Here is a 26,437-nt window from a genome sequence, read left to right as displayed (position 1 = left end):
GGACTCCTTACTTGTCGGCCGGGGTGGACGACGCGGTGCGGTCGGCGCGCAGGCGCCGGCCGAGCCGCTCGAAGACCCGGGTGAGGCAGGCGACCTCGGCGTCGTCGAGGTCGTCGATCAGGTGTGCGCGGACGGAACGCAGGTGGTGCGGCGCGGCCTCGCGCAGGGCGAGCAGGCCGGCCGCGGTCAGCACGGCCTCGCTGCCGCGCCGGTCGGCCGGGCACGCCTCCTTCGCCACCAGGCCGCGCTTCTGCATGGTGGTGACCTGGTAGGTCAGCCGGCTCGGTGAGAACACCAGCCGGTCGGCCAGCTCGCCCATGCGCAGCCGCTGGCCGGGCGCCTCGGAGAGCAGCACCAGCACGTGGTAGTCGGCGAAGCTCAGGTCGCTGTCGGCGCGCAGGTCGTCCTCGAGCCGGGTGAACAGCCGCTGGCTCGACTCGATGTACGCGCGCCAGCAGGCCATCCGCTCCGCGTCCAGGCTCTCCGTCATGGCTCCGAGAGTAGCACTATTTAAAATTTAAACAAGTCCTCCCGGCGCAGGGGCTTCCGCTGCGCCGTGTACCTCTTTCAAACCTGAAGAGACGCCCCGGCTAGGGTCGGGGGATGGACGATCTCGACCTGCTCGACTGGCGGGAGCGGGTGGCCCGGCTCTACCTGTCCGACCTCGACCTGGCCGGGTTCCGGGCCGCGCGCGACGAGCTGTTCCGCACCCACCCGAGCAGCCCGGTGCCGCCGGCCGACCGGCCCGGCTTCACCGGGCTGCGCTGGTACCCGCCCGACCCGTCCGCGGTGGTGGAGGCGCCGCTGCGCCCCGCAACCGGGGAACTGCGCATCGACACCGGCGGCCCGGACGGGGTGGTCGCGTACCGGCGGGTGGCGGTCGCCGAGACGCCGTGGGGACCGCTGACGCTCTGGTGGATCGAGGCGTACGGGGGCGGGCTGTTCCTGCCGCTGCGCGACGGCACCTGCGGCGACGGCTCGTACGGCGGGGGCCGGTACCTCACCGACACGGTCAAGGGCACGTTCGGCCGCGGCCTGACCGTGCTGCCGGGCGACCGGGTCCGGCTGGACGCCAACTACCTCTACAACCCCAGCTGCGCCTACGACGACAGGTGGGCCTGCCCGCTGGCGCCGCCGGAGAACCGGGTGGACGTGCCGCTGCGGGCCGGTGAGCGGGCGTACCACTGACGCGGCGAGGGAGGACCCCGGCGGGGCCCTCCCTCGATGTCACGTACCGCCGGTCAGCGGGCGGTGGCGCCGGTCGGTGTCAGGTGCATCCGGCTGAGCATCTGCTGGGCCTGACCGGCCAGCTCCGCGTCCACGGTGACCGCGTACTGGGCGGCCCGCAGCGAACTGGCCGACGTGAAGTCCCGCTGCCCGCCGCTCATGGCGTGCGCGACCGCGCCGAACACGGCACCCCAGATCGCACCGATCACCAGCCCGACCAGGATCACCGCCAGCCAGTTCCCGGCGGTGAAGATGCCGAACAGCAACCCGATGAACAAACCGAACCAGGCGCCGGTGCCGGCCCCGAGCAGGGCCGCCCGGCCCGTGGTGAGCCGTCCCATCACGGTCTCCACGAGCGTGAGGTCCGTACCGACGATCGAGGTACGTTCCACCGGGAACCGGTTGTCGGCCAGATAGTCCACCACGCGCTGGGCGGACGGATAGTCCGGGTACGAGCCGATCGTGACGGTCGGCGCCCCGGCGTGCGGACCGTGCCCGTCCCCGCTCGGCGGCGTCGGACTCCCGCCCGGGCCGGACGGGAGGTTGTCGCTGCCCGGCATTCCGGGTTGCCAGGCCGCGGTCGGAGTCGAGGGTCTGGTCATGAGCATCCTCCTTCGTCAACTCGCCGCGTTCCCGCCGCCGGACAGTGGTAACGCGGCGAGCGGCACCGATGTGGCCAGGCATGGCGGCACCCGGGCCGGGTAGCCACAGTCGTGCCGACCCGACGGATCAGCGAGCACGGGTTCCTCGCCGACGGGCGCAGCGCGGCCCTGGTCGACCGGGACGGCGCGGTCAACTGGTGGTGCCCGCCCCGGTTCGACGCGCCGTCGGTGTTCGGGCGCCTGCTCGACGAGGACGCCGGGCACTGGACCATCCGCCCCGAGGGCGCGGCCACCAGCAGCCGCTCCTATCTGGACGACGCGCTGGTGCTGCGTACCGTCTTCACCACGGCGACCGGCACGGTCGCCGTCACCGACGCGCTGGCGCTGGAGCCCGGCGCGCGCGGTCACGACATCGGGATGCGCTCGCCGCGGGTGCTCGCCCGGCTGGTCGAGGGGCTGACCGGCGAGGTACCGATGCGCGTCGAGTACGCGCCGCGGTTCGAGTACGGCCGCGTCGGCGCCTACCTGACCGAGCGCGACGGCGTGGTGGCCGCCACCGCCGGCGCCTGCCGGCTGGAGCTGCGCGCCGACGTCCCGCTGACCATCGCCGGGGGTGCCGCCATCGGGAGGTTCACCGCCCGCGCCGGCAGCAGGCACCGCTTCACCCTCGGGTACGCCCCGACGTACGCCGGCGCCGAACCGGCGCTGCCCGACGCCGCCGAGGTGGTGGCGGAGACGGTCGCCGGCTGGCAGTCCTGGTCGGCGCTGCACGACTACCAGGGCGAGTACCGCGACGAGGTGCGCCGGAGCGCGCTCGCGGTGCAGGGCATGACGTACGCGCCCAGCGGCGCCGTGGTCGCGGCGGCCACCACCTCGGTGCCGGAGCGGCTCGGCGGCGACCGCAACTACGACTACCGCTACGTGTGGCTGCGCGACTTCAGCCTCACCCTCCAGGCGCTCTGGCGGGCGGCCTGCCCGGACGAGGCGGACCGGCAGTTCACCTGGGTGGCCCGGGCGATGGGCCGGATCGGCGACGAGCCGGTGCCGATCATGTACGGCGTCGAGGGGGAGCGGGACCTGACCGAGCACGACCTCGACCACCTGGCCGGGTACGAGCACAGCCGGCCGGTGCTCGTCGGAAACGACGCGTGGCGGCAGCGGCAGAACGACGTGCTGGGCGAGGTGCTCGACGCCGCCTGGCTGATGCGGTACTACCTCGACCCCATGTCACCGGAGGTCCGCGACCTGTTGCGGACGCTCGCCGACCAGGCCGAGCGTGGCTGGCACCGGCCCGACGCCGGGATGTGGGAGGGGCGCGGCCCGGAGCGGCACTACGTGTCGTCGAAGGTGGAGTGCTGGACCGCGCTGGACCGGGCGGTCCGGTTCGGTTCCCGCATCGGCGAACCCGCCGACGTGGCACGCTGGGCCGCGGCGCGCGACGAGGTGCGGGCGGCGGTGCTCAGCCGCGGCTGGAACGAGCGGGTCGGCGCGTACACCGGGGTGTTCGGCTCCGACGACCTGGACGCCTCGGTGCTGGTCATGCCGCTGGTCGGCTTCCTGCCCGCGAGCGACCCGCGGATGCGCGCCACGATGGACGTGCTGGAACGGCGGCTGTCCCGCGACGGGCTGCTGCGGCGCTGGGACGGCGACCCGGCCGGGTTCGTGATCTGCTCGTTCTGGCTGGCCGCCTGCCTGGCCGAGGCGGGGGAGCTGGACCGGGCCCGGCGGCTGTTCGAACGCCTCGCCGCCCGCGCCAACGACCTGGGCCTGTACGCCGAGCAGATCGACCCGGACAACGGTGAGCAGATGGGCAACTTCCCGCAGGCGTACTCGCACATCGGCCTGATCATCGCCGCCGGCCGGATAACGGACGCCGCCGCCCGCGCCGAGGCTTCCCGCCACCCCGCCACCGCCCCTTCCTCCCGTCGATCATGAGGTTGACGGCGAAGTCGATCTCCCTGAGTGCCGCCAACCTCATGATCGACGCGTCGACGAGCGGGGTGGGGGAGGATGAGGGGGTGGATCTGGTCGTGATGGCGGACACGCATGTGCCGAAGCGGGCGCGGGACCTTCCGGCGGTGCTGTGGGGGGCCGTGGAGGCCGCGGATGTCGTGGTGCACGCCGGGGACTGGGTGGACGTCGCGCTGCTGGACGCGCTGGAGGAGCGGTCACGCCGGCTGGTCGGGGTGTACGGCAACAACGACGGCCCCGAGCTGCGCGCCCGGCTGCCCGAGGTGGCCCGCGTCGAGCTGGACGGCCTGCGGGTCGCCGTGGTGCACGAGACCGGCCCGAAGACCCGCCGCGATGAGCGCTGCGCCGCCGCGTACGGCGACTGCGACCTGCTCGTCTTCGGGCACTCGCACATCCCCTGGGACAGCGTCGCCCCGGGCGGTCTGCGCCTGCTCAACCCCGGCTCACCCACCGACCGGCGGGCGCAGCCGTACGCCACGTACCTGACCGCGCGGGTGGCGGCGGGGCGGCTCGACCGGGTCGAGCTGCACCGCCTGCCCCCGCGCTGACCTCAGCGGCCCCGGCCGGTCTCCGCCTGGAGCTCGTCGATCCGCCGGGACGCCTCGGCCTTGGTCAGGCCCTCCGGCACCGGCTCGTCCGCCTCCTGGGCCAGGGTGTGCAGGTACGACTCCTGGGCGGCGGTGGGCGGCTCGTCGCCGGTGACCCAGTCGTCCGGGTCCTTGACGGCGGCGTCCGGGTTCACGTTCCTGTCGCTGGTGTTGTTGCGGTCGGCCATGTCGATCACCTCTCCTCGAACAGGTGTACCACTACCCCCGGTCAGGCGGGTTCATGCCGTCCGCCGCCTACGATCACCTGGTGACGGCGGACCGGACGGGCGTGGTGGTGGTCGGTGCGGGCATCGCCGGGGTGGCGTGCGCGACCGAGCTGGCGCGGGCCGGTGTGCCGGTACGGGTGCGCGAACGCGCCCGGGTCACCGGCGGGCGGATGGCCAGCAAACGCTTCGACGGCCGCCCGGCCGACCTGGGCGCCGCGTACTTCACCGTCGACGACCCGGACTTCGCCGCCGTGGTGGACCGGTGGCGGGCCGCCGGGCTGGCGCGGGAGTGGACCGACACGCTCGCCGCGTACGGGCCGGGCGGGCGCGAGCAGGTCACCGGCCCGATGCGCTGGGCCGCCCCGCGCGGGCTGCGCTCGCTCGTCGAGCACCTGGCCGGCGACCTGCCGGTGACGCACGACCGGCTGGTGATGACGGTCGAGCCCGGCCCTCGGGTGGACGGCACCGTCGCCGAGGCGGTCGTGCTCGCCATGCCCGGCCCGCAGGCCGCGCTGCTGCTGGACCCGGCGCTGGCCGAGGCGACCCGGGCGGTGGCCGCGCAGCGGTGGTCGCCGGCGCTGAGCGGGGTGCTGCACTTCCCGGCCCGCCGCTGGGCGGACTTCCGGGGCGCGTTCGTCAACGACCACCCCGTGCTCGGCCTGGTCTGCGACGACGGCGACCGGCGCGGCGACGGCGCGCCGGTGCTGGTCGCGCACACCACGGCCGAGTTCGCCGCCGGGCACCTGCTCCAGCCCACCGCCGCCCGGCCGGCGATCGAGCAGGCGGTCCGCGACCTGCTCGGACTGCCCGAGCCGGCCGTGTCGACGCACGTGCACCGCTGGACGTACGCGACGCCGGCCGCGCACGCCGGGAACGCCACGTTCCACCTGGACGACGACGGGATCGGCCTGGCCGGTGACGCGTTCGGCCGCCCGCGCGTGCAGACCGCCTGGCGCTCCGGCCGGGACCTGGGACGCGCGCTCGCCGCCCGGCTGGCCTGAACGTCCCGGCTCAGCCGGTGGCGCCCACGGGCTGCGCCGCCGAGCCGGCCCGCGTGTCCTCGCCGGTGCGCTCGCCCTCCCGGTCCAGCAACTGCATCACCGGTGTCGCGGCGATGCCGTGCGCCACCACCGACACCACCACCACGAGACCGACGGTGGCCCAGACCAGATCCGCCTGCGGGAAGTCGGTCTTGCTGGTGGCGTACGCCAGGTAGTAGAACGAGCCGACGCCGCGGATGCCGAACAACGAGATCACCCAGTGCTCGGCCGGCTTGCCCGGCGCCCCGCGCAGCGACAGCCACCCCGCCAGCGGCCGGATCACCAGCACCAGGGCCAGCCCGGCCAGCGCCGCCGGCCAGGTCAGCGGCGCGAGCAGCCCGCCGATCACGGCGCCGCCGAACAGCAGCAGCAACAGCACGGTGAGCAGCCGCTCCACCTGCTCGGCGAAGTCGTGCAGCACGGAGTGGAACTCGTGCGTACGCTCGGCGGCCCGGATCGCGCGGGCGGCCACGAACACGGCCAGGAAGCCGTACCCGCCGATCACCTCGACCAGCCCGTACGCGAGGAACGTCGCGGCCAGCGCGAGGAAGCCCTCGGAGTGCTTGGCCAGCCGCAGCTTGCTCGGGGCGCGGAAGAACAGCTTGCCGAGCAGCCAGCCGACGAGCAGCCCGCCGCCCACCCCGGCGGCGAGCTTGTAGAGCACGTCCACGGCGAACCACTCGCCCAGCCAGCCGGACGGCGCGAGCCCGGTGGTGGCGATCGCGATGGCCGCGTACACGAACGGGAACGCCAGGCCGTCGTTCAGGCCCGCCTCGGACGTGAGCGCGAAGCGCACCTCGTCCTCCGAGTCCTCCACATCGGTCGGTTCGCCCACCTGCACGTCGGAGGCGAGCACCGGGTCGGTGGGCGCGAGCGCCGCGCCGAGCAGCAGCGCGGCGGCCGGCACCAGCCCGGCCCACCACCAGCCGAGCAGCGCCACCGCGGCGATGCACAGCGGCATGGCGATCGCCAGCAGCCGCCAGGTCGACGACCAACGGGCCCAGCTCAGCGGACGGTCGATCTTCAGGCCGGCGCCCATCAGCGCGACGATCACCCCGACCTCGGTGAGGTGTGTGGTCAGCTCCGGCCAGCGCAGCGGGTCCGGTGTGGGCAGACCGGTGGGCAACACGAACACGAGCATGCCGAGCCCGAGGAACGCGATCGGCATCGACAGCGGCCGTCTCTCCAGGACCCGGGGCAGCACCCCGGCCAGCAGCGCACCGACGCCCAGCAGAGCGAACGCGACATCGACCGGTTCCACGACACCACCCTTCGGTCGCCCGTGGGCCGGGCGGCGGAGTCCAGCAGTGCCCCGAAGCGGGCCCGGCTAAGCCTGCGCGCGCCGGCCGATCGGACGGCCGGTCAGCCGAGCGTCGCGATGGCGCTGTCCGGCAGGGCGTGCAGCAGCGCCGCCGGGTCGTCGTAGACCGCCACCGCGCCCGCGCCGGCCAGCTCCGCCCGGCCGGTCCCGCCGCAGGTCAGCCCGATGCAGGGGATGTCCAGCTTCCCGGCGGCGGCCACGTCCCAGACCGAGTCGCCGACGAACACCACCCGCTCGGCGGCCAGCCCCGACTGCTCCAGCGCGGCGACCAGGATGTCCGGCGCGGGCTTGCTCTCCTGCGCGTCGGCCGACGAGGTGACCGAGTCGATCACGTCGTCCACGTCCAGCGCGGCGCGCAGCGCGGTCACCTCGTGCTCGGCGGCCGAGGTCGCCAGCACCACCCGCAGTCCGCGCTCCGCGCAGGCGCGCAGCAACTCCCGCGCACCGGGCAGCGGCGCCAGCCGCTCCCAGTACTCGGCGTAGAGCGCGTCGTGCGCGTCGCGCAGCCGGCCGTCGGCGTCCCGGTCCCGCTCCGCGCCGAGCAGGTGGTCGAGGAGCTTGTCCGAGCCCATGCCGATGGACCTGTGGATCCGCGCCATCGGCACCCGGTGGTCGGCCTGGCGCAGCGCCTCCCACCAGCTCACCGTGTGCAGGTACGTCGTGTCGACCAGGGTGCCGTCCACGTCGAAGAGGACACCGCGTCGCTTGTCGTCGGCCATGCCCGGCTCCTACCCGCCCGGGGCGTCGCCGACGCGCGGCTCACCCGCCGGAATGAGGATCTCGAACCAGACCGTCGAGCCGCGTACGGTCGGGTCGGTGCCCCAGGCGTCGCTCAGCTCCTCGATCAGGCCGAGCCCTCGGCCCCGGCTGCTGAGCGTGTCGGTCTGCGCCCGGGTGACCTGACCCCGGGTGCCCGAGTCGGCCACCGACACCAGCAGCCGCTCCGCGGACAGGTCGACCTCGACCCGGGCGGCGGTGCCGGCGTGCAGCAGCGCGTTCGTGGTCAGCTCGCTGGTGCACAGCACCGCCGCGCCGATCACCGCCTCGGGCACCTGCCACTCGCCGAGCTGCGCGGTCATCCAGTGCCGGACCCGGCTCGGCGCGGTCGGCTCGGCCGGCACCTCCATGCTCGCCGACCGGCTGGGGCGCACCGCGTACTCCACCGCGAGCACCGCCACGTCGTCCTCGGTGGCGCCCGGCACCGACGCGGTCGCCACCGCGCACAGCGCGCGCGGATCGCCGCCGGCCGCCCCGGCCACCGCCGCGCCCAGCCCGGCCATCCCGGCGGCCAGGTCCTGCCAGCGCCGCTCCACCACGCCGTCGCTGTAGAGCAGCAGGGTGTCGCCAGGGCGGAACGGCACGGTGGCGGTACGCGCCCGCCCGCCCAGGCCCAGCGGCGGGGCGGGCGGCACGTCGACGAACTCGGCCACCGCCGCGTCGGGTCCGGCCCGCCGGATCAGCGGCGCGGGATGACCGGCGCTGGCGAGCGTGATCCGCTCCCGCTCCGCCTCGACCACGCCGAAGACCACTGTCACGAACAGCTCCTGGGTGCCGCCCTCGACGCCGAGGCTGGCCACCAGCCGGTCCAGGCCGTCGAGCACCGCGTCCGGGCGGGGGTCGACCAGGGCGAGCGCGCGCAGCGCGGCGCGTACCTGGCCCATCCGGGCGGCGGCCTGCACGTCGTGCCCGGCCACGTCGCCCAGCACCACGCCCAGCGCGCCGGTGGGCAGCAGGAACGCGTCGTAGAAGTCGCCGCCGGCGGCGTTGCCGTCCACCCCCGGGTCGTAGCGCGCGGCGATGCGCAGCCGGGGCAGGTCCGGCAGCCGTTCCGGCAGCATGCTGCGCTGCAACATCTGGGCGGTGCCGTGCTGGGTCTCGAAACGGCGGGCCCGCTCGGCGGCCTGACCGATCAACTCCGCGGACGCGGCCAGCAGCGCCCGTTCCGCCGGGGACCAGGGGCGCGGCGCCCGGTAGCCCACCGTCAGCGAGCCCCGCACCGCCGTCGTACGGAGGGGGAGCGCCGCCAGCGCGCGGATCTTCTCGTCGTGCCGGTCCGCCGCGACGCCGCGCAGCGGCTGCCCGTCGGCGGTGAACGAGGCGACGCCGCTGCGCGCGGTCACCACCGCCGGCAGCGGCGACTCGGCGGGCATCCGGCGCCACAGCGGGGGCAGCCGCTCGTCGGCCTCGTCGAGCAGCTCGCCGCGGATGCGGCGGACCAGCCGCCAGGCGCTGCCCTCGTCCACCGCGAAGGACACCCGGTCGGCGTCGAAGGAGTGCAGGCAGTAGCGCAGCGTCACTCGCGCGACGTCGTCGAGCGTGAGCGTGCCGGCCAGCGCCGCCGCGAAGTCGCTCAGGCTCTGCAACTGCTGGGTCAGCTGGGTGGTCTGCGCCGAGACGGTGAGCACGCCGACGATCCGGCCGGTGGAGTCGCGTACCGGGCAGTGGCCCCGGGTGAACACGGCCGGCTCGGCCGGGCCCTGCCGGTCGGCCGGCAGCACCGCCTCCCGCTGCAGGAACGGCTCGCCGTGCCGGTAGACCCGTTCCAGCGCCTCACCGGCGCCCGGGTCGCGCCACACCTCGGCGAACGCCTCCGCCGCCGGCCGGCCCAGCGCGTCCGGATGCCGGTCGCCGATCAGCTCGGCGTACCCGTCGTTGTAGAAGACCACCAGGTCGTCGCCGAGGAGCAGGGCCATCGGCACCGGGGAGGCGAGCACCACGTCCGTCACGGCGCGTACCGCGGGGTCCCAGGTGTGCGGGGCGCCCAGCGACGTGCCGGCCCAGGGGTGGGCGGCCCCGGCCGCCGGCCCGCCGACGACGGGATCGGTGGGCGCTCCCGGTGCGGGGGCGGACGGTGTGGGAACCCGACCGACGGTGCCTGGCATGACCGCAGCCTAACCGGAGCGTGGCCGGGGGGTTCCGATCATGCGCCCGTGGCGGGTGCGGGTGCCGGGTGGCGCGGACGTTCGGGCAGGTCAGGGCGGTTCGGTGGGGCATGTCGGGAAATTGCCCCGGTCCGGCCCGGCGTGCTGCCCAGGTCACGGGGTATGCGGGCGGCGCAGTTCACGCGACAGGAGGGACATCATGCCGAAAACCCTCGCGGTCGGGCAGGTCGACATCAGTGCGGCCTGGACCGACTTCTGGAGGTCGGTGCTGCTCTTCGTACCGCGGGCGATCGCGTTCATCGCGATCCTCGTCGTGGGTTGGCTCATCGCCCGAGCCGTCCTCAAAATCGTGGACGCGGCACTGGAACGGGTGGGCTTCGACCGCGCCGTCGAACGCGGCGGCGTCAAACGGGCCCTGGAACGCACCAAGTACGACGCCAGCGACATCCTGGCCAGACTGGCCTACTACGCGGTCCTGCTGTTCACCCTGCAGTTCGCCTTCGGGGTGTGGGGACCGAACGCGATCAGCGATCTGATCCGCGGGGTGGTGTCCTGGCTGCCGCGGGCCTTCGTGGCGATCGTGATCGTGGTGATCGCAGCCGCCATCGCCAACGCCGTCCGGGACCTGGTGTCCGGCGCGCTGGGCGGGCTCTCGTACGGCCGGGTGCTGGCCAATGTGGCGGCGATCTTCATCCTGGCGCTCGGCGTGATCGCTGCGCTGAACCAGGTGGGCATCGCCACCACGGTGACCACACCGGTGCTGGTGGCGTTCCTCGCCACCGTGGCCGGCATCCTGATCGTCGGTGTCGGTGGTGGTCTGGTCAAGCCGATGCAGGACCGTTGGGACGGGTGGCTGCACCGGGCCTCGGAGGAGTCCCGGGCGTTCCGGGAGCAGCGGCAGGCCCAGCAGGCCGGTCGTGGCGACTACGAACGGCAGCAGGCCGACCGGGGCGGGCAGCCCACGCCGGCCGGACCGCAGCCGATGTCGGGCGCGGGCACGTACCGCTCCGGCGAGGCAGGGGACCAGACGCAGCAGTTCCGTCGGCCGGGCGGCTGACGGCAACGGGTGACGGGGTGTCCGCGGGGCGATCGCGGGCGCCCCGTAGCCGTGTCCGGGTCAGGCCAGGTGACGCGGGTCCAGCCCGCGGGCCAGCAGGCAGACCGCGAGCAGGCGGGTGAGCACCCAGTCCGGCTCGGACCAGTCCACCGGCTCCGTGGGTGCCATCCACCCGTGCTCCGACGCCGCGTCGCGCAGCCCTTCGGCGTACCCGGCGAGCGCCGCCACGGTCAGCGGGCGGCGGTCGCCGTCGAGGCTGTCACGTACCCCCGCCGCGTGCTGGTCGACCTCGGCGAGCAGCCCGGGGTTGGCGTGGGCCGCGGCGAGGCCGGCGGTGCCGACGGCGGCGGTAAGCGTGGTGAGGGTCGACCGCGCGGCCATCGCCGCGGAGCGGGTCGCGACCCGGTTGTTCGGCACGCGCATGGTGTCCGAGGCTATCGCCGGTCACCGCGGGCCGACCTCGGCCGAGCGGCGGATGCCCGGGTCGTCCGGGGGAGCGGCCGCCTCGTCCGCCGGGATTGAGTCGCCCGTGCGGGGGCAGAAGTCCGGTACGCAGACCACACGATCGGGGTCACGGAGGGACACGATGGGACAGCGGGCCGATGGACCGGACCGGGCACACCGGCGCCCGGACGGAGTGAGTGACGCCACCGTCGAGGCGCTGGGCAAGCTCAGCGAGGCCCTGGAGTGCGTCGAGCGGGCCCGCGGCCACCTGTACGAGCTGCACCAGCTCATCGGCCACGCCGACCTGATGCTCGACGACGCGGTGGAGATGTTCCGCTCCGCCGGTCATCCGGCGCTCGCCGAACGGATCGACACGGAACTGCTCGGCCGCAACGTCATCGCCGGGCGGTGGACGTTCCAGATCGTCGAGGACTTCGACGACGGCTACTACGCGCTCTTCCGGGAGCTGGACCGGCAGGCCCGCGACGAGCTGGCCGAGGGCCGGCGGCACCTCTACGAGGCGGAGATGAAGGAGCGGCGCCGCAGCCGGGGGATGCCGGGGCACGAGGCGCGCCCCGGCACACGCTGACTCAGTCGGAGGAGCGTGCTTCGGCCGGACGGCGCCGGGCGCCGTCGTCGGCGATGATCACGGTCGCGACCATCAGCGCCACCACCAGGCTGAACAGCCAGGAGCTGTCCTCGGTGAACCGGGCCGAGACCGGAGCCTGGATCGCGGCGAGCAGGAAGCCCAGCCAGGCGAGCTTGCGCTGACGGTTGGAGAGGAAACCGGAGCCCTGTTGCATCCCGAAAGTCTTGCGCGCATCGGGGGGAGTGCCGTCAGCCGTTCGGCCGATTCTAGATGGGCTGTCCGTTTTCCCGGCCGTCCGTACCGCACTTTTTGTCGTTTCGGCCGAGCATGAATCCGGCGGCCGCGGGCATCGGCACTGATGCCCGCAGCCGGCGGAGTCACATGCTGTCCGGGCCGGTCCGGCCGATCGTCGACGGCCGGTAGGCCCGGTCCGCGTCGGTCATCTCACGGCGCTCGGCCTCGGCGCCCGCGCCCCGGTCCACCGCCTCCGGGCCGTGGCCGAACGCGGCCTCCTCGCCGGCGTCGTTCGCGGTGACGTCGTCGCCCTGGCCGTCCGTGGCCGACCGGGCGACGGCCTGGTCCAGCTCGTGCAGGGGAGTGCGGTCCTCGTCGCGCCACTGGCGGTCGTTGTCGGTCATTCCCCTGCGGTACCCGGACCGGATGATCGCAAACGGCCGGGCACGGCGATGGCCGCCGGCGTCGCCGGCGGCCATCGAAACTCGGGTACGGGGGATGGATCAGGGGGTCGGCCGGTCGACCGCGCCGCGCCAGGCGCCGGTCTCCTGACCGCGACGCTCGATGAACTGCTTGAACCGCTCCAGGTCGCCCTTGGCGCGCCGGTCGACCACGCCCAGCTTGTCGCCGGCCTGCTCGACCACGCCGTGCGGCTCGAACTCCATCTGGAGCGTGACCCGGGTGTGCCCCTCGTCGAGGCGGTGGAAGGTCACCACGCCTGCCTGCTGGGTGCCGCCGGTGGAGCGCCAGGCCACCCGCTCGTCGGGCAGCTGCTCGGTGATCTCGGCGTCGAACTCGCGCTTCACGCCCGCGATCTCGACGGTCCAGTGGGTCATCGTGTCCGAGAGCTGCCGGACCTCCTGCACACCCTCCATGAAGTGCGGGAACTCCTCGAACTGGGTCCACTGGTCGTACGCGGTCCGGATCGGGACGTCCACGTCCACGTGCTCGGTAACGCCGCTCATGTCGGGGTTCCTCCTGTTCCGCTGGGTGTCTACGTACGGGCCGTGGGCCGGCCCGCTCACCAGCGCGTCGTCTCGTTCCTGTGCCCGAGTGCGGCCCACACCTCGGAGATCGTCTGGTAACGGGTGCCCTCGGGCAGGGTCTCCAGGGCGGCGACGATGTCCGCCGGCGCCTCGTTCTCCTGTGCGTTGGCGATCAGCGTGTCCCGGTCGCCGGGCAGCGCGGCCATGCCGATGAAGCGGCCGAGACGGCTGCGCTCCTCGACGTCCGCCGAGCTCATGCCCTTGGGGGCGCCGGTACGCAGCTCGCCCGCCGGGGCCGTGGTCGCCTCGGGCTGGTCCTCGCCGGCCGGTTCGGGCTGGCGGAACTCGTCGACCCGCGCACCGCCGGTGCCCGGTCCCTGGACGAGCCCCTTGACCTCGTTGCTCATCTGGTCGTCGACCCTGGGCGAGTGCTTGCTGCTGCCTCGTTCCATGCCTTGGGAGATGCCCCGGGGGGCCGCCGGTAAACCGGTGCCGGCCGGGGGAGCCGGTCATCCGGGCGGCAACCGGTCGGCCGTCTTCTCCCCGTCCGCCTTCTCCGCCTTGTCCTCGTCGGCCGCGGCGCGCGGCGGCAGCACCGGGTCGTCCGGTTCCTCGACCCCGGCCTGCATCGCCCGCCCGCGTTGCAGCTCGGCGTTCACCTGCACGCCGAGCATCAGCGCGCAGTTGGACAGGTAGAGCCACACCAGGAACGCGATGACCGCGCCGAGACTGCCGTACGTCACGTCGTACGAGCCGAAGTTGGCCACGTACAGGCCGAAGCCGAAGGAGGCGAGCACCCAGACCACGAGCGCCAGCGCGCCGCCCGGGGTGAGCCAGCGGAACCGCGGCTGGCGCACGTTCGGGGCGATCCAGAACAGCAGCGACAGCAGCGTCATGGCGACCACCGCGAGCAGCGGCCACTTCGCCACCGACCACGTCGTACGGGCCACCGCGCCGGCGTTCACCAGGTCACCCACCGCGTCGGTGACCGGGCCGCTGACGATCAGCCCGGTGGCGACCACTGCCAGCAGCACCAGCGTCACCGCGGCCATGCCGATCTGCAACGGGCGCAGCCGGTAGAACGGGCGGCCCTCCCGTACCCCGTAGATCGCGTTGGAGGCGCGGGTGAACGCGCCGATGAACCCGGACGCGGACCAGAGCGCGCCGAGTAGACCGAAGCTGAGCAGCACCTTCGCCGAGCCCTGCTGCTCGACCACGTTGCGGACCACGCCCACGAACGCGTCGTTGCCGACCACCGAGCCGGCGCCGATCTCCCGGGCCAGGTCGATCACGGTGTCGACGGTGCGCGGGCCGTCGGAGACCAGGCCGACCAGCGCGACCACCACGATCGTGGACGGGAACAGCGCCAGCACGCCGTAGTAGGTGAGCGCCGCGGCCCAGTCGGCGCAGTTGTCCGTGACGAAACCCTTGCCGCTGCGCACCAGCACACCGCGCCAGGTGCGCCAGTTGAGCTGGCGGATCCGCCGCGGGAGACGCGACCGTGTCCGGCCGCCGACCGTCTGTGGTGTCGTCACGGTCATGTCCGCCTCCTCCAGGCCCCGTCACCGGGCGTGGGCGGGCGGTACCCCCGGGGGGAAATCGACAAACCGGGTGCCGGTTTGCCCGCCGGGCGGGAGGGAAACACACCAGACACCCGATCGAGACTCCAGGAGGACGAGATGCCCGGGCGCGAGGTACTGCCCAGCACGCTGCGGCGCTCCCCGGCGAAGGCGCAGCGGACCTGGGAGAAGACGCACGACTCGGCGGTCGAGACGTACGGCGAGGGGGAGCGGGCGCATCGCACCGCCTTCGCCGCGGTCAAGCACGAGTTCGAGAAGGTGGGCGACCACTGGGAGCCCAAGGGCCGCAAGGGGCCCAGCGACAAGCAGGCCGAGGGCGGCGGCCCGGCCCGGCGCGCGCCGACGGCCGGCGGGGTGGACGCCAACGCCACCAAGGACCACCTCATGGAGGTGGCGAAGAAGCTGGACGTGCGCGGCCGGTCCCGGATGACCAAGCCGGAACTGGTCAAGGCGATCGAGAAGGCCAACAACAACGCGACCCGCAAGGCCCGCGGGGGTCGTTGACCCCTGGGGGTACGCCCCGAGCCCGGGACCGATGCGGTCCCGGGCTCGGGTCGTCCGGGCTCGTGTCGTCTGGTCTCACCAGTGGCCGCCGCCCGGCGCCTCCAGGTGCACCGCCTTCACGGTGCTGAACTCGTCCAGCAGTTCCGGGCCGTACCCGAAGCCCTGCCCGCTGCCCCGGCGTGGCTGGGCCGCGCCGCCGGGCGCCCCGCCGAACACAGAGTTGATCTTCACGGTGCCGACCGGCAGCTCCCGCCAGGCGCGCTGGGCGTGGCTCATCGAACCGGTCAGCACGGTGGCGGCCAGGCCGTACGGCGAGTCGGCCGCACAGCGCAGCCCCTCGCTGAACGAGTCGACCACCACCACCGGGGCGACCGGCCCGAACGTCTCCTCGCGGACCAGCGCCATGTCGTGGCGGCAGCCCTCGATGACGGTGGCCGGGTAGAACGCGCCGGGCCCGTCCGGCAGCACACCGCCGGTGCGTACCCGGGCGCCGTCGGCGAGCGCGGCGGTGACCTGCCCGTGTACGTGGTCCCGGTGCCGCCGGTCGACCAGCGGCGCGAGCTGCGTGCCCGGGTCACGGCCGGGGCCCACGGTGAGCGCCTCGGCGCGCGCCACGAGCGCGTCGAGGAAACCCTCGGCGACGTCGCGGTGCACGTAGATCCGCTCCACCGCCACGCAGATCTGACCGGCGTTGGCGAAGCAGCCGAGCGCCGCCTGTTCGGCCGCCCAGACCGGGTCGACGTCCGCGTCCACCACGAGCGGGTCGCTGCCGCCGTTCTCCAGCAGCACCTTCGCCCCGGTGCGCGCGCCCGCGGCGGCGATCGCCCGGCCGGTGGCCGTGGAACCGACGTGGGCGATCACGTCCAGCTCCTGCCCGGCCAGCGCGGCGCCCACCTCGCCGCCGCCGGTGAGCAGCGACAGCACACCGGCCGGCAACGCCGAGTCCAGCGCGCGGGCCAGCAGCCAGCCGGTGGCAGGGGTCCGCTCGCTCGGCTTGTAGACCACCACGTTGCCGGTGACCAGGGCCGCGCCGAGCAGTCCGCAGGACACCGCCACCGGGTCGTTCCACGGGGTGATCGCGGCGACCACGCCACGCGGCTCGGGGGCCATGAAGTCCAGGGCGTCGTGCGCGCCGTGCAGCGTCCGGCCGCCCCGCAGCGGGGCCAGTTCGGCGTACTGTCGCAGCGTGCCGATGCCCGCAGCCACCCCGCCCCGCGCGTCGTCGAGCGGCTTGCCCATCTCCGCCGTGGTCGCCTCGGCCAGCTCGCCGGCCGCCGCCTCGACCGCGTCCGCCGCCCGGTGCAGCGCCGCGGCCCGTTCCGCGGGTGCGGTCGCCGCCCACTCCGCCGCCGCGCCCCGGGCCGCCTCCACCGCCTTGGCCACCTCGTCGGCGGTGGCCACCGGCGCCCGCGTCACCGGCGACCCGTCCGCCGGATCGTGGACGACCAGCTCGCCGCCCTCGCCGCCGGCGCCCCACACTCCACCAATGAGCTGCGCAACCGTGTACATGCGGCCATGCTTGCCCCGGCCTGGGCGGGGCAAACGCGTTTCGCCCGGTGAGCGGCCGGGTAGGCGGATCCGATGACCTCCACCGCAGACGCCGTCGTCATCGGGGCCGGGCACAACGGGCTGGTGGCCGCGAACCTGCTCGTGGACGCCGGCTGGGACGTCGAGGTCCTGGAGGCCACCGAGGCGCCCGGCGGGGCCGTCCGCTCCGCGTACGTGACCGCGCCCGGTTACCTCAGCGACCTCTACAGCTCCTTCTATCCGCTCGGCTACGCCTCCCCGGTGCTCGACGGGCTGGACCTGGAACGGCACGGCCTGTCCTGGACGCACGCGCCGGACGTGCTGGCACACCTGCTGCCCGACGGCCGCGCCGCGGTGGTCAACCGCGACCTGGACGTCACCGCCGCCTCGCTGGAGGCGTTCGCCCCCGGTGACGGGGAGCGCTGGCGGCACGCGTACGCGGACTGGTGCCAGGTCGCCGAGCCGATGCTGCAGACCATCACCACCCCGTTCCCGCCGGTACGCGGCGGGCTGGGCCTGCTGCGGCAGCTCCGGGTCGGCGGCGCGCTCCGGCTCGGCCGCCGCCTCGTGCTCCCGGTCCGCAAGCTCGGCGCCGAGCTGTTCGAGGGCGAGGGCGGCACCGTGCTGCTGGCCGGGTGCGCCCTGCACACCGACCTGTCCCCGGAGGAGGCCGGCTCCGGCGTCTACGGCTGGCTGCTCGCCATGCTCGGCCAGCAGGTCGGCTGGCCGGTGCCGGTCGGCGGCGCCCAGCGGATCACCGACGCGCTCGTGACCCGTCTGGTCGAGCGGGGCGGGCGGATCACGTACGGCGCCCGGGTCGAGCGGGTGCTCACCGCCCGGGGTCGGGCGATGGGCGTCCGCACCGCTGGCGGCACCGACTGGCGGGCCCGGCGCGCGGTGCTCGCCGACGTGCCGGCGCCGGCGCTCTTCCTCGACCTGGTCGGCGCGGCGGCGCTGCCGCCCCGGATGGTCGAGGACCTGGCGCACTTCAAGTGGGACGGCTCGACGCTCAAGGTCGACTGGGCGCTGTCCGCGCCGGTGCCGTGGAAGAACCGCGACCTGGCCGGCGCCGGCACCGTGCACCTGGGCGCAGACCTCGACGGCCTCACCACGTACGCGGCCGAGCTGGCCCGCGGTGAGCTGCCGCGGGATCCGTTCCTGCTGGTGGGGCAGATGTCGGTGGCCGACCCGAGCCACTCACCGCCCGGCACCGAGTCGCTCTGGTCCTACACCCACCTGCCGTTCCGCCGGAACTGGCGGGCCGAGGAAGTGGCGGGGCACGTGGAGCGGATGGAGGAGGTGCTGGAGGCGGCGGCGCCGGGTTTCCGGGCGTCGATCGTCGGGCGGCACGTGGCCGGCCCGGCCGACCTGGAGGCCGCCGAGCCGAGCCTGGTCGGTGGAGCGCTGGGGGGCGGCACCGCCGCGGCGTACCAGCAGTTGTTCCTGCGCCCGATCCCCGGCCTGGGCCGGGCCGACACCCCGGTGGACCGGCTCTATCTGGCCAGCGCCTCCGCGCATCCCGGCGGCGGCGTCCACGGCGCGCCGGGGGCGAACGCGGCGCGCGCCGCGCTGGCCCGCGACCGGGCCGTCACCGGCGCGGTGTACGCCCGGACGATCGCCGCCGCCCACCGCACCGTCTACCGCTGACCCGACCGCATCTCCACCCGGATGCAGCCGTAGATCTTGGTACGAAAGTGCCCCTATGGGGGCCGTTTCCTACCAAGATCTACGGGCTGCCCGCGACGAGGTGCTCAAGCGGCATCGCTGATCGCCGACTGCGCCGACCGAGCCGACGGCTGATATCCGCCGCGCACTCGACGGCTGACGGCCGTCCACGATGCGTCACGCTGCGTGTTCGGCGCTGCAGCGATGGTAGAACTGCAACGCCGCCTTTGCTCTGCAGCCGCATACGCATCGGTCACGCACCGTGCCCGCACCGGGAGTCGGGCGGAACGGTGCCGTGAGGTTCGCCCCTGCTCAGAGCGGTGCTGCGCCGATGGTTGCAGAGCAAAGGGGCCGACGGGGGAAGTGGCGGGACGACCGCGCCCTCACGCCCGGTGACGATGGGGCGTGAGGGCGCGGTGGAGCTGCGGGAGCGTTCAGGTGTCGAGGTTGCGGTGCCGGCTGCGCAGCTTGAACGGCATCAGCGCGCTCTCGATCTTCGTGGCGGTGGTCATCTTCGAGTCGCCGTCGCGGCGCTCCTCGAAGCGGATCGGCACCTCGAGGATCGTGTGACCCAGCTTGGTGGCGAGGTAGTGCATCTCCACCTGGAAGCTGTAGCCGTTGGACTGCACCCGGTCCAGCCCGATCGCGCGCAGCGCGTCGGACCGCCAGATCTTGAAGCCGGCGGTCAGGTCGCGGATGCGTACCCGCAGCAGCGTGTGCACGTACAGGTTCGCCCAGCCGCTGAGCGCGCGCCGGTACAGCGGCCAGTTCTCGTCCAGCTCGCCGCCGGGCACGTAACGCGAGCCGATGACCACCGAAGCCTGGGTGGACAGCAGCGCGCCGAGCATGCCGGGCAGCGCCTCCGGCGGGTGCGACAGGTCGGCGTCCATCTGCGCGACGAAGTCCGCGCCGTCGTCGAGCGCCCGGCCGATGCCGTCCACGTACGCCCGGCCGAGACCCTCCTTGCCCGGGCGGTGCAGCACCGTCACCCGGTCCGGGTGCTCGATGGCCAGCTTGTCGGCGACCTCGCCGGTACCGTCCGGGGAGTTGTCGTCGGCGACCAGCACCTTCAGCCCCGGCAGCGGCAGCGCGAGGAGGCGCTCGACCAGCACCGGGAGGTTGCCCGCCTCGTTGTAGGTCGGAACGACGACGGTCAGGCGCGCATCCCCCCACGGGGAGGGTAACTGCACGGGTTCGATCATCACGGACATCCTCGGTCAGCCGACAGGTTCACCTGAGAGGGTAGCCAGTCCCTCGCGCGGCAGCCGCACAGACGCCCCGCCACCGATCGATCACCGCTCCGGCTTCTGCCGTGTCGCGATGTCGGACAGCCGGGCCAGCGTCTCCCGGTTGCGCAGGTGCAGCACCAGGTCGTTGAGTTTGGTCCGGACCCATCGCAGCGGCCCGGCGGCGAAGTCCTCGCCGATCGTCACCCGGGTCCGGCCGTCCTCCAGCGGCTCCAGGGCGAACGCCACGATCGCCTCCCCGGCCGGCCACAGCCCGGCGCGCAGCACGAGCCGGTGCGGCGCCTGGCACTCCAGCACCGTCGACTTGTCCTGGAGCGAGAACGGCCAGGGCCCGGCCCGATGGTGCAGGTTGCTGCCGACGCGCGGCCACGTGTCGTCCACGTCCCGCACGTGCGCGGTGCCCACCACCCAGTCGCTGTACGTCCACCCGTCCGCGAGCACCTCGAAGACCTGCTCCGGGGGCGCGTCGATTACCTTCTCCACAACCGCCATCATCGAGCGGTACCCCGGCGCGGGCCGTCGCTAACGGCGATCCGGGTTAGCTTCTCCGGGGCGGCGGGTATCGCCGGACACGGGCCGGTCGTGGCAGGCATGCACCCGGCTGTGCGGCACCGGCGGGGCGGCCAGGCGCCGACGTTGACGTTTACTCCTCGGGGCGTCGGGAACCCGCCGCCCGTGCGACGGGACCAGGAGCGGGATCAGTGCAGGTCAGCCCGGGTTGACCCGGGTGCTGACCGGTTCCCGTCCGGCCTGTACGACGCGGTGCTGCTGGACCGCGACGGCACGCTGGTGGAGGACGTGCCGTACAACGGCGACCCGGAGAAGGTACGGCCGGTGCCCGGCGCCCGGGAGGCGCTGGACCGGTTGCGGGCCGCCGGGTTGCGGCTGGCGGTGGTGACGAACCAGTCCGGCCTGGCCCGGGGCTGCTTCACGGCGCACGACCTGCGCCTGGTCAACGCCCGGGTGGAGGAGCTGCTCGGGCCCTTCGACCACTGGGCGATCTGCCCGCACGCGGAGGCCGACGGGTGCGCCTGCCGCAAGCCCGCGCCCGGCCTCGTACACGAAGCCGCCGCCGCGCTCGGGACCACGCCGACCCGGTGCGTGCTGATCGGGGACATCGGCGCGGACACGGCAGCCGCCGCCGCTGCGGGCGCCGCCGCGATCATGGTGCCCACGCCGGCCACCCGGGCCGCCGAGGTGGCCGCCGCGCCCACAGTCGCCGCCGACCTGCCGGACGCGGTGGGCATCGTGCTGGCCCGGATGCGCCTGACGGCGGCGCCGCGGCCAACGCACCGGTCGCGCCGGGGAACCGTGCTGGCGGTGCGCAGCGACGCGGCGGGAGACGTGCTGGTGACCGGTCCGGGCATCCGGGCGGTAGCGGCCGGCGCGCGTCGCGTGGTGCTGCTGTGCGGGCCGCGCGGCCGGGCCGCCGCCGAACTGCTCCCCGGTGTCGACGAGATCATCGAGGCCCCGCTGCCGTGGATCGACGCGCCCGCCCCGCCTGTCGACCCCGACGCGGTGCGCGCGCTGACCGACCGGCTCGCGGCGGTACGCGCCGACGAGGCGGTCGTGTTCACCTCATTCCACCAGTCCGCCCTGCCCCTGGCCCTGCTGCTACGCCTGGCCGGCGTACCCCGTATCAGCGCGATCAGCGACGACTACCCGGGCAGCCTGCTCGACGTGCGCCACCGCGTCCCGGCCGGCGTACCCGAACCCGAACGCGCCCTGTCCCTCGCCGCCGCCGCCGGCTTCGCGCTGCCCGACCACGACGAACCGGCGCTGCGCATCCGCACCGACCGGCTTCCGCCGCCCGCTGCCGACGCCGGGGCGCCCGGCTACGTGGTCCTGCACCCCGGATCCTCGGTGGAGACCCGCGCCTGCCCGGAGGAACTGGCCACCCGCGTGGTCCGGGTGCTCGGCGCCGCCGGTCACCGGGTCGTGGTCACCGGCGGGCCGGACGAGCGGGACCTGACCGCACGCGTCGCCGCGGCGGGCGGCGTCGACCTGGGCGGGCGGACCGGGCTGGACGACCTGGCCGCGGTGATCGCCGGGGCCGGCGCGCTGGTGGTCGGCAACACCGGCCCGGCGCACCTGGCCGCCGCGCTCGGCGTGCCGGTGGTGAGCCTGTTCGCACCCACTGTGCCGTTCGGACAGTGGGGACCGTACCGGGTGCCGACGGTGCGCCTCGGTGACGCGGGCGCCGCGTGCCGGGACACCCGCGCCACCGTCTGCCCGGTTCCCGGGCACCCGTGCCTGTCGGCGGTCGAGCCGGGACGGGTGCTGGAGGCGTTGCGGCTGCTGCGCGTACCGGCGCCGGTGGCGGGCGGGGTGGCCGGATGAACATCCTGCTGTGGCACGTCCACGGGTCGTGGACGACGTCCTTCGTGCACGGCAAGCACCGCTACCTGGTGCCGGTCACGCCGGACCGGGGTCCGTACGGGCTGGGCCGGGCGCGCACCTACCCGTGGCCGGACAGCGCCGTCGAGGTCACCCCCGAGGAACTGCGCGACACCGACGTGGACCTGGTGATCCTGCAACGCCCGGAGGAGATCGACCTGGCCGCGGAATGGCTCGGCCGCCGGCCCGGCCGCGACGTGCCGGCGATCTACGTCGAACACAACACCCCCAAGGGCGACGTGCCCAACACCCGCCACCCGATGGCCGACCGCGACGACCTGCTGCTCACCCACGTCACCTCGTTCAACCAGCTGTTCTGGGACAACGGCGCCACCAGGACCACAGTCGTCGACCACGGCGTCGTACCGCCCGCCGTCGAGTGGACCGGGGAACTCGACCGCCTCGCCGTGGTGATCAACGAGCCGGTACGCCGGTGGCGGGTCACCGGCACCGACCTGCTCGCCCGGTTCGCCGCGCTGGCGCCGTTGGACGTCTACGGGATGAAGGTGGACGGTCTCGCCGCCCACCTCGGCCTACCGGAGGACCGGCTGACCAGCCACGACGACGTACCCCAGCACGCCATGCACGCCGAACTCGCCAAACGGCGCGCGTACCTGCACCTGTGCCGCTGGACCTCACTCGGCCTCAGCCTCATCGAGGCCATGACCATGGGCATGCCCGTGGTGGCACTGGCCACCACCGAGGCGGTGGAGGCGGTGCCGCCGGCCGCGGGCGCGCTGTCCACCCGCGTCGACACGCTCGTCGACGCCGCCCGTGGCCTGCTGGACGACAGGGAGTCCGCCCGCCGGGCGGGCGCCGTGGCCCGGGCCGCCGCCCGGGACCGCTACGGCCTGGAGCGATTCCTCGCCGACTGGGACCGGCTGCTGGAGGAGGAAGTATGCGCATCGCGATGATCTCGGAGCATGCCAGCCCGCTCGCCGTCCTCGGCGGGGAGGACGCCGGTGGCCAGAACACGCATGTCGCGGAGCTCTCCGCCGCGCTCGCAGCCGCCGGTCACGACGTGCGCGTCTACACCCGCCTCGACGCGGTGGACCTGCCGGTGAGCGTCCGCACCCCGGACGGGTACGAGGTGGTGCACGTACCGGCCGGGCCGGCCGAACCGGTGGCCAAGGACGACCTGCTGCCGTACATGCCGGCGTTCGGGCAGTGGCTGGCCGACCGGTGGCGCACCGGCGACTGGCAGCCCGAGGTGGTGCACGCGCACTTCTGGATGAGCGGGCTGGCGGGTCTCGCCGCGGCCCGCCGCGCCGGCGTGCCGGTGGTGCAGACGTACCACGCGCTCGGCACCGTGAAGCGCCGCCACCAGGGTGTGCAGGACACCAGCCCACCGGGCCGGGTCGAGCACGAGCGGAAGCTGGGCCGCTCGGTGGACCGGGTGGTCGCCCAGTGCCAGGACGAGGTCGCCGAACTGGTCCGGATGGGCGTGCCCCGGTCCCGGATGACAGTCGTGCCGTCGGGGGTGAACCTGACGACGTTCTCCCCGCTCGGCCCGGTCGCCGACCGCGACGGCGGCCGGGCCCGCATCCTCACCGTCGGCCGGCTGGTCGAGCGCAAGGGCTTCCAGGACGTCATCCGGGCCGTCGCCGAGGTGCCGGACGCCGAGTGTGTGGTGGTCGGCGGGCCGCCGGCCGGGCTGCTGGAGACCGACCCGTACGCGTTGCGCCTGCGCGCGCTGGCCCACTCCCTCGGCGTCGCCGACCGGGTACGGCTGGTCGGCGCGGTCCCCCGGGAGGAGATGGGCCGCTGGTACCGGTCGGCCGACGTGCTCGTCGCCGCCCCCTGGTACGAGCCGTTCGGGCTCACCCCGCTGGAGGCGATGGCCTGCGGCGTACCGGTGGTCGCGACGGCGGTCGGCGGGCTGATCGACACGGTGGTGGCCGGACGCACCGGCGACCTGGTGCCGCCCCGGGAGCCGGCGGCCCTCGGCGCGGCGATCCGGGGCCTGCTCGGCGACCGGATCCGCCGCTTCGCCTACGCCACCGCCGCGCTGGAGCGGGCCCGCACCCGCTACTCCTGGGCCACCACCGCCGACCGCCTCACCGAGCTGTACGGCGAGGTGGCCACCGTGCGCCGTCCGACCCGGGTGGTCGCCTGATGACGGCCGGGACGCCGGCCGCCGGCGCGACGGTGCTGGAGGACCACCTGAGCCTGCTGGCCGCCGCGCTGCTGCCGCTGCGGGAGGCGGAACAGATGCTGGCCCGCTGGGGTGCGGAACTGGCGCAGCGGCTGGCCGCCGGTGGCCGGCTGCTGGTGGCGGGCAACGGCGGCAGCGCCGCCGAGGCCCAGCACCTCACCGCCGAACTCGTCGGCAAACTCCGCCACGACCGCCAACCCCTGTCCGCGATCGCACTGCACGCCGAAACCAGCGCCCTCAGCGCCATCGCCAACGACTACGGATACGACGAGACCTTCGCCCGGCAGGTCCGCGCCCACGGCCGGCCCCATGACATCCTCCTGCTCCTGTCCACCAGCGGCACCAGCACCAACCTCCTCACCGCCGCCCACGCCGCACACCAGACCGGACTGCGCTGCTGGGCCTTCACCGGACCCGCACCCAACCCCCTCGCCGACCTCTGCCACGAGCACCTGGCGATCGACTCGCCGGACGGGCAGGTGGTGCAGGAACTGCACCTGGTGGCCTCGCACGTGCTCTGCGAGTACGTCGAACTTGCGCTGCCCGCAGCGCTCGCCGCCCAGCCGGCGGCCGGGCCGGTACGCGCCGGTGTCGAGGTCGTCCTCACCGAGCCGGACCTCACCGAGCCGGACCTCACCGAGCCGGACCCGACGGCGCCGGCCGGCCGGGGAGGCCCGGCATGAGGGGACCGGTGGTGGTGCTCGGTGACACGCTGCTGGACCGCGACGTCGAAGGTCTGGTGAACCGGCTCTGCCCGGACTCCCCGGTGCCGGTGCTGGACGAGACCGTATCCGTCGACCGGCCCGGCGGCGCCGGGCTGGCCGCCGTCTTCGCCGCCGCGCAGGGCGCCGAGGTCGCGCTGGTCACCGCCGTCGCCGACGACGCGGGCGGGGCGCGGCTGGGCACGCTGCTCGCCGCCGCCGGGGTCCGGTTGTACGCGCTGCCGCTGGCCGGCGCCACCCCGGAGAAGATCCGGCTGCGGGTGCGCGGCCGGGTGCTGCTGCGCCACGACCGGGGCGGGACCGCCGGAGCGCCGGGTCAGCCGAGCGACGCCGTGCTGCGGCTGCTCGCCGACGCGTCCGCCGTGCTGGTCAGCGACTACGGCCGGGGCGTGGCGGGGCATCCGGCGCTGCGCGCCGCGCTGGCCGCCACCCGCGCGCCGGTGGTCTGGGATCCGCATCCGCGCGGGCCGGCCGCCGTACCCGGGGTGCACCTGGCCACGCCGAACGAGCCGGAGGCCCGCGAGCTGGCCAAGACGCCGCCGGGCGGGTCCCGCCTGGCCGTCGCGTCCCGCAGCGCGCACGCGTTGCGCCGCCGCTGGCAGGCGCGCGCGGTGGCGGTGACGCTCGGTGGGGACGGCGCGCTGCTCAGCCACTCCGGGTCCACGCCCCTGGTGGTGCCGGCGCCGCCCGCCGAGGGGGACACCTGCGGGGCCGGTGACCGGTTCGCGTCCACCGCGACGCTGGCGCTGGCCCGGGGCGCGCTGGTGTCCGAGGCGGTGCAGGAGGCGGTCGCCGAGGCGTCGGCGTACGTGGCCGGCGGTGGCGTCGCAGCCGCGCTGCCCGCGCCGGTGCGCGCGGTGGCCCCGGCGGCGGTCACCGGCGGCGGGGACCGGATCGGCGCCGGGGCGGCCGGCGAGGTGGTGGCCCGGGTACGCGCGGCCGGCGGCACGGTGGTGGCCACCGGCGGCTGCTTCGACCTGCTGCACGCCGGGCACGTGGCGACGCTCCAGGCGGCCCGGCAACTCGGGGACTGCCTGGTGGTCTGCCTCAACTCCGACGCCAGCGTGGCCGGGCTGAAGGGCCCGGAGCGTCCGGTCGTGCCGCAGGGCGACCGGGGACGGCTGCTCGCCGCGCTCGGCTGCGTCGACGCGGTGCTGATCTTCGACGAGCCGACCCCGGAGGCGGTGCTGTCCTGGCTGCGCCCGGACATCTGGGTCAAGGGCGGCGACTACGCCAGCGGCGGCGGCCCGGAGACGCTGCCCGAGACGGAGATCCTGGCCCGCTGGGGCGGTCACACGGTGGTCGTGCCGTACCTCGACGGGCGCTCCACCACCGACATGATCGCGGCGGCGCGGGCCGGGCGGGGCAGCGGCGGCTGGCCGGCCGTGCCGGTCGACCCGGCCGAGGCCGCCGCGCAGGTCCGGTCCACGGCGAAGGGAGCACGATGAACGAGCGACGCATCCGACCCGGCGC

The 26,437-nt window shown here is 74.6% G+C and carries 28 protein-coding genes; 13 read left to right on the top strand and 15 right to left on the bottom strand.

All coding sequences use genetic code 11. From position 1 onward, the window contains the following. Positions 1 to 7: 7 nt before the first annotated feature. On the bottom strand, positions 8 to 490 hold the full coding sequence (locus M8C11_RS05420) for a MarR family winged helix-turn-helix transcriptional regulator (RefSeq protein WP_073827571.1): 483 nt from the start codon (positions 488 to 490) through the stop codon (positions 8 to 10). Between the two features lie 113 nt (positions 491 to 603). Between M8C11_RS05420 and M8C11_RS05415 the strand changes: the two genes are divergently transcribed. Then, positions 604 to 1,188 carry a DUF1684 domain-containing protein gene (locus tag M8C11_RS05415; protein WP_121684319.1) on the top strand — a complete coding sequence of 195 codons (585 nt, stop codon included), beginning with the start codon at positions 604 to 606 and terminating at the stop codon, positions 1,186 to 1,188. A gap of 53 nt (positions 1,189 to 1,241) precedes the next feature. Here the strand turns inward: M8C11_RS05415 and M8C11_RS05410 are convergent, their stop codons facing one another. Next, positions 1,242 to 1,829, bottom strand: a complete 588-nt coding sequence (locus tag M8C11_RS05410) for a general stress protein (RefSeq protein WP_252448622.1) — start codon at positions 1,827 to 1,829, stop codon at positions 1,242 to 1,244. Between the two features lie 111 nt (positions 1,830 to 1,940). On the opposite strand from M8C11_RS05410, the gene M8C11_RS05405 reads away from it, so the two are divergent. Together M8C11_RS05405 and M8C11_RS05400 are read left to right on the top strand one after the other, a co-directional pair. Continuing rightward, positions 1,941 to 3,764 carry a glycoside hydrolase family 15 protein gene (locus M8C11_RS05405; protein ID WP_252448621.1) on the top strand — a complete coding sequence of 608 codons (1,824 nt, stop codon included), beginning with the start codon at positions 1,941 to 1,943 and terminating at the stop codon, positions 3,762 to 3,764. A gap of 83 nt (positions 3,765 to 3,847) precedes the next feature. Then, entirely contained in the window at positions 3,848 to 4,348 is a 501-nt protein-coding gene (locus M8C11_RS05400) for a metallophosphoesterase (RefSeq protein ID WP_252448620.1), read from the top strand. Between the two features lie 2 nt (positions 4,349 to 4,350). Here M8C11_RS05400 and M8C11_RS05395 read toward each other — a convergent pair whose 3' ends face one another. Then, a complete protein-coding gene (locus M8C11_RS05395) occupies positions 4,351 to 4,575 on the bottom strand; it encodes a DUF3072 domain-containing protein (RefSeq protein WP_252448619.1) in 225 nt (74 codons plus the stop codon). A 101-nt stretch (positions 4,576 to 4,676) separates the two neighbouring features. Between M8C11_RS05395 and M8C11_RS05390 the strand changes: the two genes are divergently transcribed. Next, on the top strand, positions 4,677 to 5,615 hold the full coding sequence (locus M8C11_RS05390; protein WP_252448702.1) for an NAD(P)/FAD-dependent oxidoreductase: 939 nt from the start codon (positions 4,677 to 4,679) through the stop codon (positions 5,613 to 5,615). A 10-nt stretch (positions 5,616 to 5,625) separates the two neighbouring features. Here the strand turns inward: M8C11_RS05390 and M8C11_RS05385 are convergent, their stop codons facing one another. From M8C11_RS05385 to M8C11_RS05375, 3 genes are all read right to left on the bottom strand, one after another. After that, the gene (locus M8C11_RS05385) at positions 5,626 to 6,915 is read right to left on the bottom strand and encodes a sodium:proton antiporter (protein ID WP_120570616.1); all 1,290 of its coding nucleotides are present in this window, start codon (positions 6,913 to 6,915) and stop codon (positions 5,626 to 5,628) included. Between the two features lie 101 nt (positions 6,916 to 7,016). Further along, positions 7,017 to 7,694, bottom strand: a complete 678-nt coding sequence (locus M8C11_RS05380) for an HAD family hydrolase (RefSeq protein WP_252448618.1) — start codon at positions 7,692 to 7,694, stop codon at positions 7,017 to 7,019. Positions 7,695 to 7,703: 9 nt separating this feature from the next. Next, positions 7,704 to 9,857 carry a SpoIIE family protein phosphatase gene (locus tag M8C11_RS05375; RefSeq protein WP_252448617.1) on the bottom strand — a complete coding sequence of 718 codons (2,154 nt, stop codon included), beginning with the start codon at positions 9,855 to 9,857 and terminating at the stop codon, positions 7,704 to 7,706. Between the two features lie 199 nt (positions 9,858 to 10,056). On the opposite strand from M8C11_RS05375, the gene M8C11_RS05370 reads away from it, so the two are divergent. Further along, the gene (locus M8C11_RS05370; RefSeq protein WP_252448616.1) at positions 10,057 to 10,914 is read left to right on the top strand and encodes a hypothetical protein; all 858 of its coding nucleotides are present in this window, start codon (positions 10,057 to 10,059) and stop codon (positions 10,912 to 10,914) included. A gap of 60 nt (positions 10,915 to 10,974) precedes the next feature. On the opposite strand, the gene M8C11_RS05365 is transcribed toward M8C11_RS05370, so the two are convergent. Continuing rightward, on the bottom strand, positions 10,975 to 11,337 hold the full coding sequence (locus M8C11_RS05365; protein ID WP_252448615.1) for a DUF6401 family natural product biosynthesis protein: 363 nt from the start codon (positions 11,335 to 11,337) through the stop codon (positions 10,975 to 10,977). Between the two features lie 163 nt (positions 11,338 to 11,500). Between M8C11_RS05365 and M8C11_RS05360 the strand changes: the two genes are divergently transcribed. Further along, positions 11,501 to 11,947 (top strand): hypothetical protein, encoded by a 447-nt coding sequence (locus M8C11_RS05360; RefSeq protein WP_252448614.1) that lies wholly within the window; start codon positions 11,501 to 11,503, stop codon positions 11,945 to 11,947. Position 11,948: 1 nt separating this feature from the next. Here the strand turns inward: M8C11_RS05360 and M8C11_RS05355 are convergent, their stop codons facing one another. The 5 genes from M8C11_RS05355 to M8C11_RS05335 all read right to left on the bottom strand — a co-directional run bounded on the left by M8C11_RS05355 (position 11,949) and on the right by M8C11_RS05335 (position 14,708). Beyond that, positions 11,949 to 12,161 carry a hypothetical protein gene (locus tag M8C11_RS05355; protein ID WP_018784964.1) on the bottom strand — a complete coding sequence of 71 codons (213 nt, stop codon included), beginning with the start codon at positions 12,159 to 12,161 and terminating at the stop codon, positions 11,949 to 11,951. Positions 12,162 to 12,324: 163 nt separating this feature from the next. Continuing rightward, complete coding sequence (locus tag M8C11_RS05350; RefSeq protein WP_162959122.1) at positions 12,325 to 12,585, bottom strand: hypothetical protein; 261 nt, start codon at positions 12,583 to 12,585, stop codon at positions 12,325 to 12,327. 99 nt (positions 12,586 to 12,684) lie between these two features. Further along, the gene (locus M8C11_RS05345; RefSeq protein WP_120570609.1) at positions 12,685 to 13,146 is read right to left on the bottom strand and encodes an SRPBCC family protein; all 462 of its coding nucleotides are present in this window, start codon (positions 13,144 to 13,146) and stop codon (positions 12,685 to 12,687) included. Between the two features lie 56 nt (positions 13,147 to 13,202). After that, a complete protein-coding gene (locus M8C11_RS05340) occupies positions 13,203 to 13,619 on the bottom strand; it encodes a DUF2795 domain-containing protein (protein WP_252448613.1) in 417 nt (138 codons plus the stop codon). A 57-nt stretch (positions 13,620 to 13,676) separates the two neighbouring features. After that, complete coding sequence (locus M8C11_RS05335) at positions 13,677 to 14,708, bottom strand: YihY/virulence factor BrkB family protein (RefSeq protein WP_252448612.1); 1,032 nt, start codon at positions 14,706 to 14,708, stop codon at positions 13,677 to 13,679. A 138-nt stretch (positions 14,709 to 14,846) separates the two neighbouring features. On the opposite strand from M8C11_RS05335, the gene M8C11_RS05330 reads away from it, so the two are divergent. Further along, on the top strand, positions 14,847 to 15,251 hold the full coding sequence (locus M8C11_RS05330) for a ChaB family protein (RefSeq protein WP_030499864.1): 405 nt from the start codon (positions 14,847 to 14,849) through the stop codon (positions 15,249 to 15,251). Between the two features lie 75 nt (positions 15,252 to 15,326). Here the strand turns inward: M8C11_RS05330 and M8C11_RS05325 are convergent, their stop codons facing one another. Beyond that, a complete protein-coding gene (locus M8C11_RS05325) occupies positions 15,327 to 16,760 on the bottom strand; it encodes an aldehyde dehydrogenase (RefSeq protein WP_252448611.1) in 1,434 nt (477 codons plus the stop codon). A 72-nt stretch (positions 16,761 to 16,832) separates the two neighbouring features. On the opposite strand from M8C11_RS05325, the gene M8C11_RS05320 reads away from it, so the two are divergent. Next, the gene (locus tag M8C11_RS05320; protein ID WP_252448610.1) at positions 16,833 to 18,425 is read left to right on the top strand and encodes an NAD(P)/FAD-dependent oxidoreductase; all 1,593 of its coding nucleotides are present in this window, start codon (positions 16,833 to 16,835) and stop codon (positions 18,423 to 18,425) included. A 452-nt stretch (positions 18,426 to 18,877) separates the two neighbouring features. On the opposite strand, the gene M8C11_RS05315 is transcribed toward M8C11_RS05320, so the two are convergent. Both M8C11_RS05315 and M8C11_RS05310 read right to left on the bottom strand, forming a co-directional pair. Continuing rightward, the gene (locus M8C11_RS05315) at positions 18,878 to 19,645 is read right to left on the bottom strand and encodes a polyprenol monophosphomannose synthase (RefSeq protein ID WP_121685420.1); all 768 of its coding nucleotides are present in this window, start codon (positions 19,643 to 19,645) and stop codon (positions 18,878 to 18,880) included. A gap of 90 nt (positions 19,646 to 19,735) precedes the next feature. After that, positions 19,736 to 20,182 (bottom strand): SRPBCC family protein, encoded by a 447-nt coding sequence (locus M8C11_RS05310; RefSeq protein ID WP_252448609.1) that lies wholly within the window; start codon positions 20,180 to 20,182, stop codon positions 19,736 to 19,738. 183 nt (positions 20,183 to 20,365) lie between these two features. Between M8C11_RS05310 and M8C11_RS05305 the strand changes: the two genes are divergently transcribed. From M8C11_RS05305 to M8C11_RS05285, 5 genes are read left to right on the top strand one after another with little or no spacing between them, the layout of a single operon-like run. Continuing rightward, on the top strand, positions 20,366 to 22,030 hold the full coding sequence (locus M8C11_RS05305) for an HAD-IIIA family hydrolase (RefSeq protein WP_374667163.1): 1,665 nt from the start codon (positions 20,366 to 20,368) through the stop codon (positions 22,028 to 22,030). Next, a complete protein-coding gene (locus M8C11_RS05300) occupies positions 22,027 to 23,001 on the top strand; it encodes a glycosyltransferase (protein ID WP_252448606.1) in 975 nt (324 codons plus the stop codon). The genes M8C11_RS05305 and M8C11_RS05300 overlap by 4 nt, the downstream gene beginning before the upstream one ends. Next, positions 22,986 to 24,203: a glycosyltransferase gene (locus tag M8C11_RS05295; RefSeq protein WP_252448604.1), complete on the top strand. Its 1,218-nt coding sequence runs from the start codon at positions 22,986 to 22,988 to the stop codon at positions 24,201 to 24,203. The genes M8C11_RS05300 and M8C11_RS05295 overlap by 16 nt, the downstream gene beginning before the upstream one ends. After that, the gene (locus M8C11_RS05290) at positions 24,203 to 24,925 is read left to right on the top strand and encodes an SIS domain-containing protein (RefSeq protein ID WP_252448602.1); all 723 of its coding nucleotides are present in this window, start codon (positions 24,203 to 24,205) and stop codon (positions 24,923 to 24,925) included. Before M8C11_RS05295 ends, M8C11_RS05290 begins: the two co-directional genes overlap by 1 nt. Next, entirely contained in the window at positions 24,922 to 26,412 is a 1,491-nt protein-coding gene (locus M8C11_RS05285) for a PfkB family carbohydrate kinase (RefSeq protein WP_252448600.1), read from the top strand. The genes M8C11_RS05290 and M8C11_RS05285 overlap by 4 nt, the downstream gene beginning before the upstream one ends. Positions 26,413 to 26,437: the final 25 nt, after the last annotated feature.

It is taken from the genome of Micromonospora sp. CPM1 (assembly GCF_023896895.1).
Classification (GTDB): Bacteria; Actinomycetota; Actinomycetes; order Mycobacteriales; family Micromonosporaceae; genus Micromonospora; species Micromonospora tulbaghiae.
Note: the sequence above shows the minus strand (reverse complement) of the source record. Positions and strands in the feature narration are given on the sequence as shown.

Bases quoted from the DNA above. Each gene is read 5' to 3' on its own strand.
- M8C11_RS05380 (WP_252448618.1), bottom strand. From the start codon at position 7,694: ATGGCCGACGACAAGCGACGCGGTGTCCTCTTCGACGTGGACGGCACC.
- M8C11_RS05375 (WP_252448617.1), bottom strand. From the start codon at position 9,857: ATGCCAGGCACCGTCGGTCGGGTTCCCACACCGTCCGCCCCCGCACCG.
- M8C11_RS05415 (WP_121684319.1), top strand. From the start codon at position 604: ATGGACGATCTCGACCTGCTCGACTGGCGGGAGCGGGTGGCCCGGCTC.
- M8C11_RS05330 (WP_030499864.1), top strand. From the start codon at position 14,847: ATGCCCGGGCGCGAGGTACTGCCCAGCACGCTGCGGCGCTCCCCGGCG.
- M8C11_RS05340 (WP_252448613.1), bottom strand. From the start codon at position 13,619: ATGGAACGAGGCAGCAGCAAGCACTCGCCCAGGGTCGACGACCAGATG.
- M8C11_RS05285 (WP_252448600.1), top strand. From the start codon at position 24,922: ATGAGGGGACCGGTGGTGGTGCTCGGTGACACGCTGCTGGACCGCGAC.
- M8C11_RS05310 (WP_252448609.1), bottom strand. From the start codon at position 20,182: ATGGCGGTTGTGGAGAAGGTAATCGACGCGCCCCCGGAGCAGGTCTTC.
- M8C11_RS05345 (WP_120570609.1), bottom strand. From the start codon at position 13,146: ATGAGCGGCGTTACCGAGCACGTGGACGTGGACGTCCCGATCCGGACC.
- M8C11_RS05325 (WP_252448611.1), bottom strand. From the start codon at position 16,760: ATGTACACGGTTGCGCAGCTCATTGGTGGAGTGTGGGGCGCCGGCGGC.
- M8C11_RS05355 (WP_018784964.1), bottom strand. From the start codon at position 12,161: ATGCAACAGGGCTCCGGTTTCCTCTCCAACCGTCAGCGCAAGCTCGCC.
- M8C11_RS05335 (WP_252448612.1), bottom strand. From the start codon at position 14,708: ATGACCGTGACGACACCACAGACGGTCGGCGGCCGGACACGGTCGCGT.
- M8C11_RS05420 (WP_073827571.1), bottom strand. From the start codon at position 490: ATGACGGAGAGCCTGGACGCGGAGCGGATGGCCTGCTGGCGCGCGTAC.
- M8C11_RS05410 (WP_252448622.1), bottom strand. From the start codon at position 1,829: ATGACCAGACCCTCGACTCCGACCGCGGCCTGGCAACCCGGAATGCCG.
- M8C11_RS05350 (WP_162959122.1), bottom strand. From the start codon at position 12,585: ATGACCGACAACGACCGCCAGTGGCGCGACGAGGACCGCACTCCCCTG.
- M8C11_RS05360 (WP_252448614.1), top strand. From the start codon at position 11,501: ATGGGACAGCGGGCCGATGGACCGGACCGGGCACACCGGCGCCCGGAC.
- M8C11_RS05315 (WP_121685420.1), bottom strand. From the start codon at position 19,645: ATGATCGAACCCGTGCAGTTACCCTCCCCGTGGGGGGATGCGCGCCTG.
- M8C11_RS05300 (WP_252448606.1), top strand. From the start codon at position 22,027: ATGAACATCCTGCTGTGGCACGTCCACGGGTCGTGGACGACGTCCTTC.
- M8C11_RS05290 (WP_252448602.1), top strand. From the start codon at position 24,203: ATGACGGCCGGGACGCCGGCCGCCGGCGCGACGGTGCTGGAGGACCAC.
- M8C11_RS05295 (WP_252448604.1), top strand. From the start codon at position 22,986: ATGCGCATCGCGATGATCTCGGAGCATGCCAGCCCGCTCGCCGTCCTC.
- M8C11_RS05365 (WP_252448615.1), bottom strand. From the start codon at position 11,337: ATGCGCGTGCCGAACAACCGGGTCGCGACCCGCTCCGCGGCGATGGCC.
- M8C11_RS05370 (WP_252448616.1), top strand. From the start codon at position 10,057: ATGCCGAAAACCCTCGCGGTCGGGCAGGTCGACATCAGTGCGGCCTGG.
- M8C11_RS05395 (WP_252448619.1), bottom strand. From the start codon at position 4,575: ATGGCCGACCGCAACAACACCAGCGACAGGAACGTGAACCCGGACGCC.
- M8C11_RS05320 (WP_252448610.1), top strand. From the start codon at position 16,833: ATGACCTCCACCGCAGACGCCGTCGTCATCGGGGCCGGGCACAACGGG.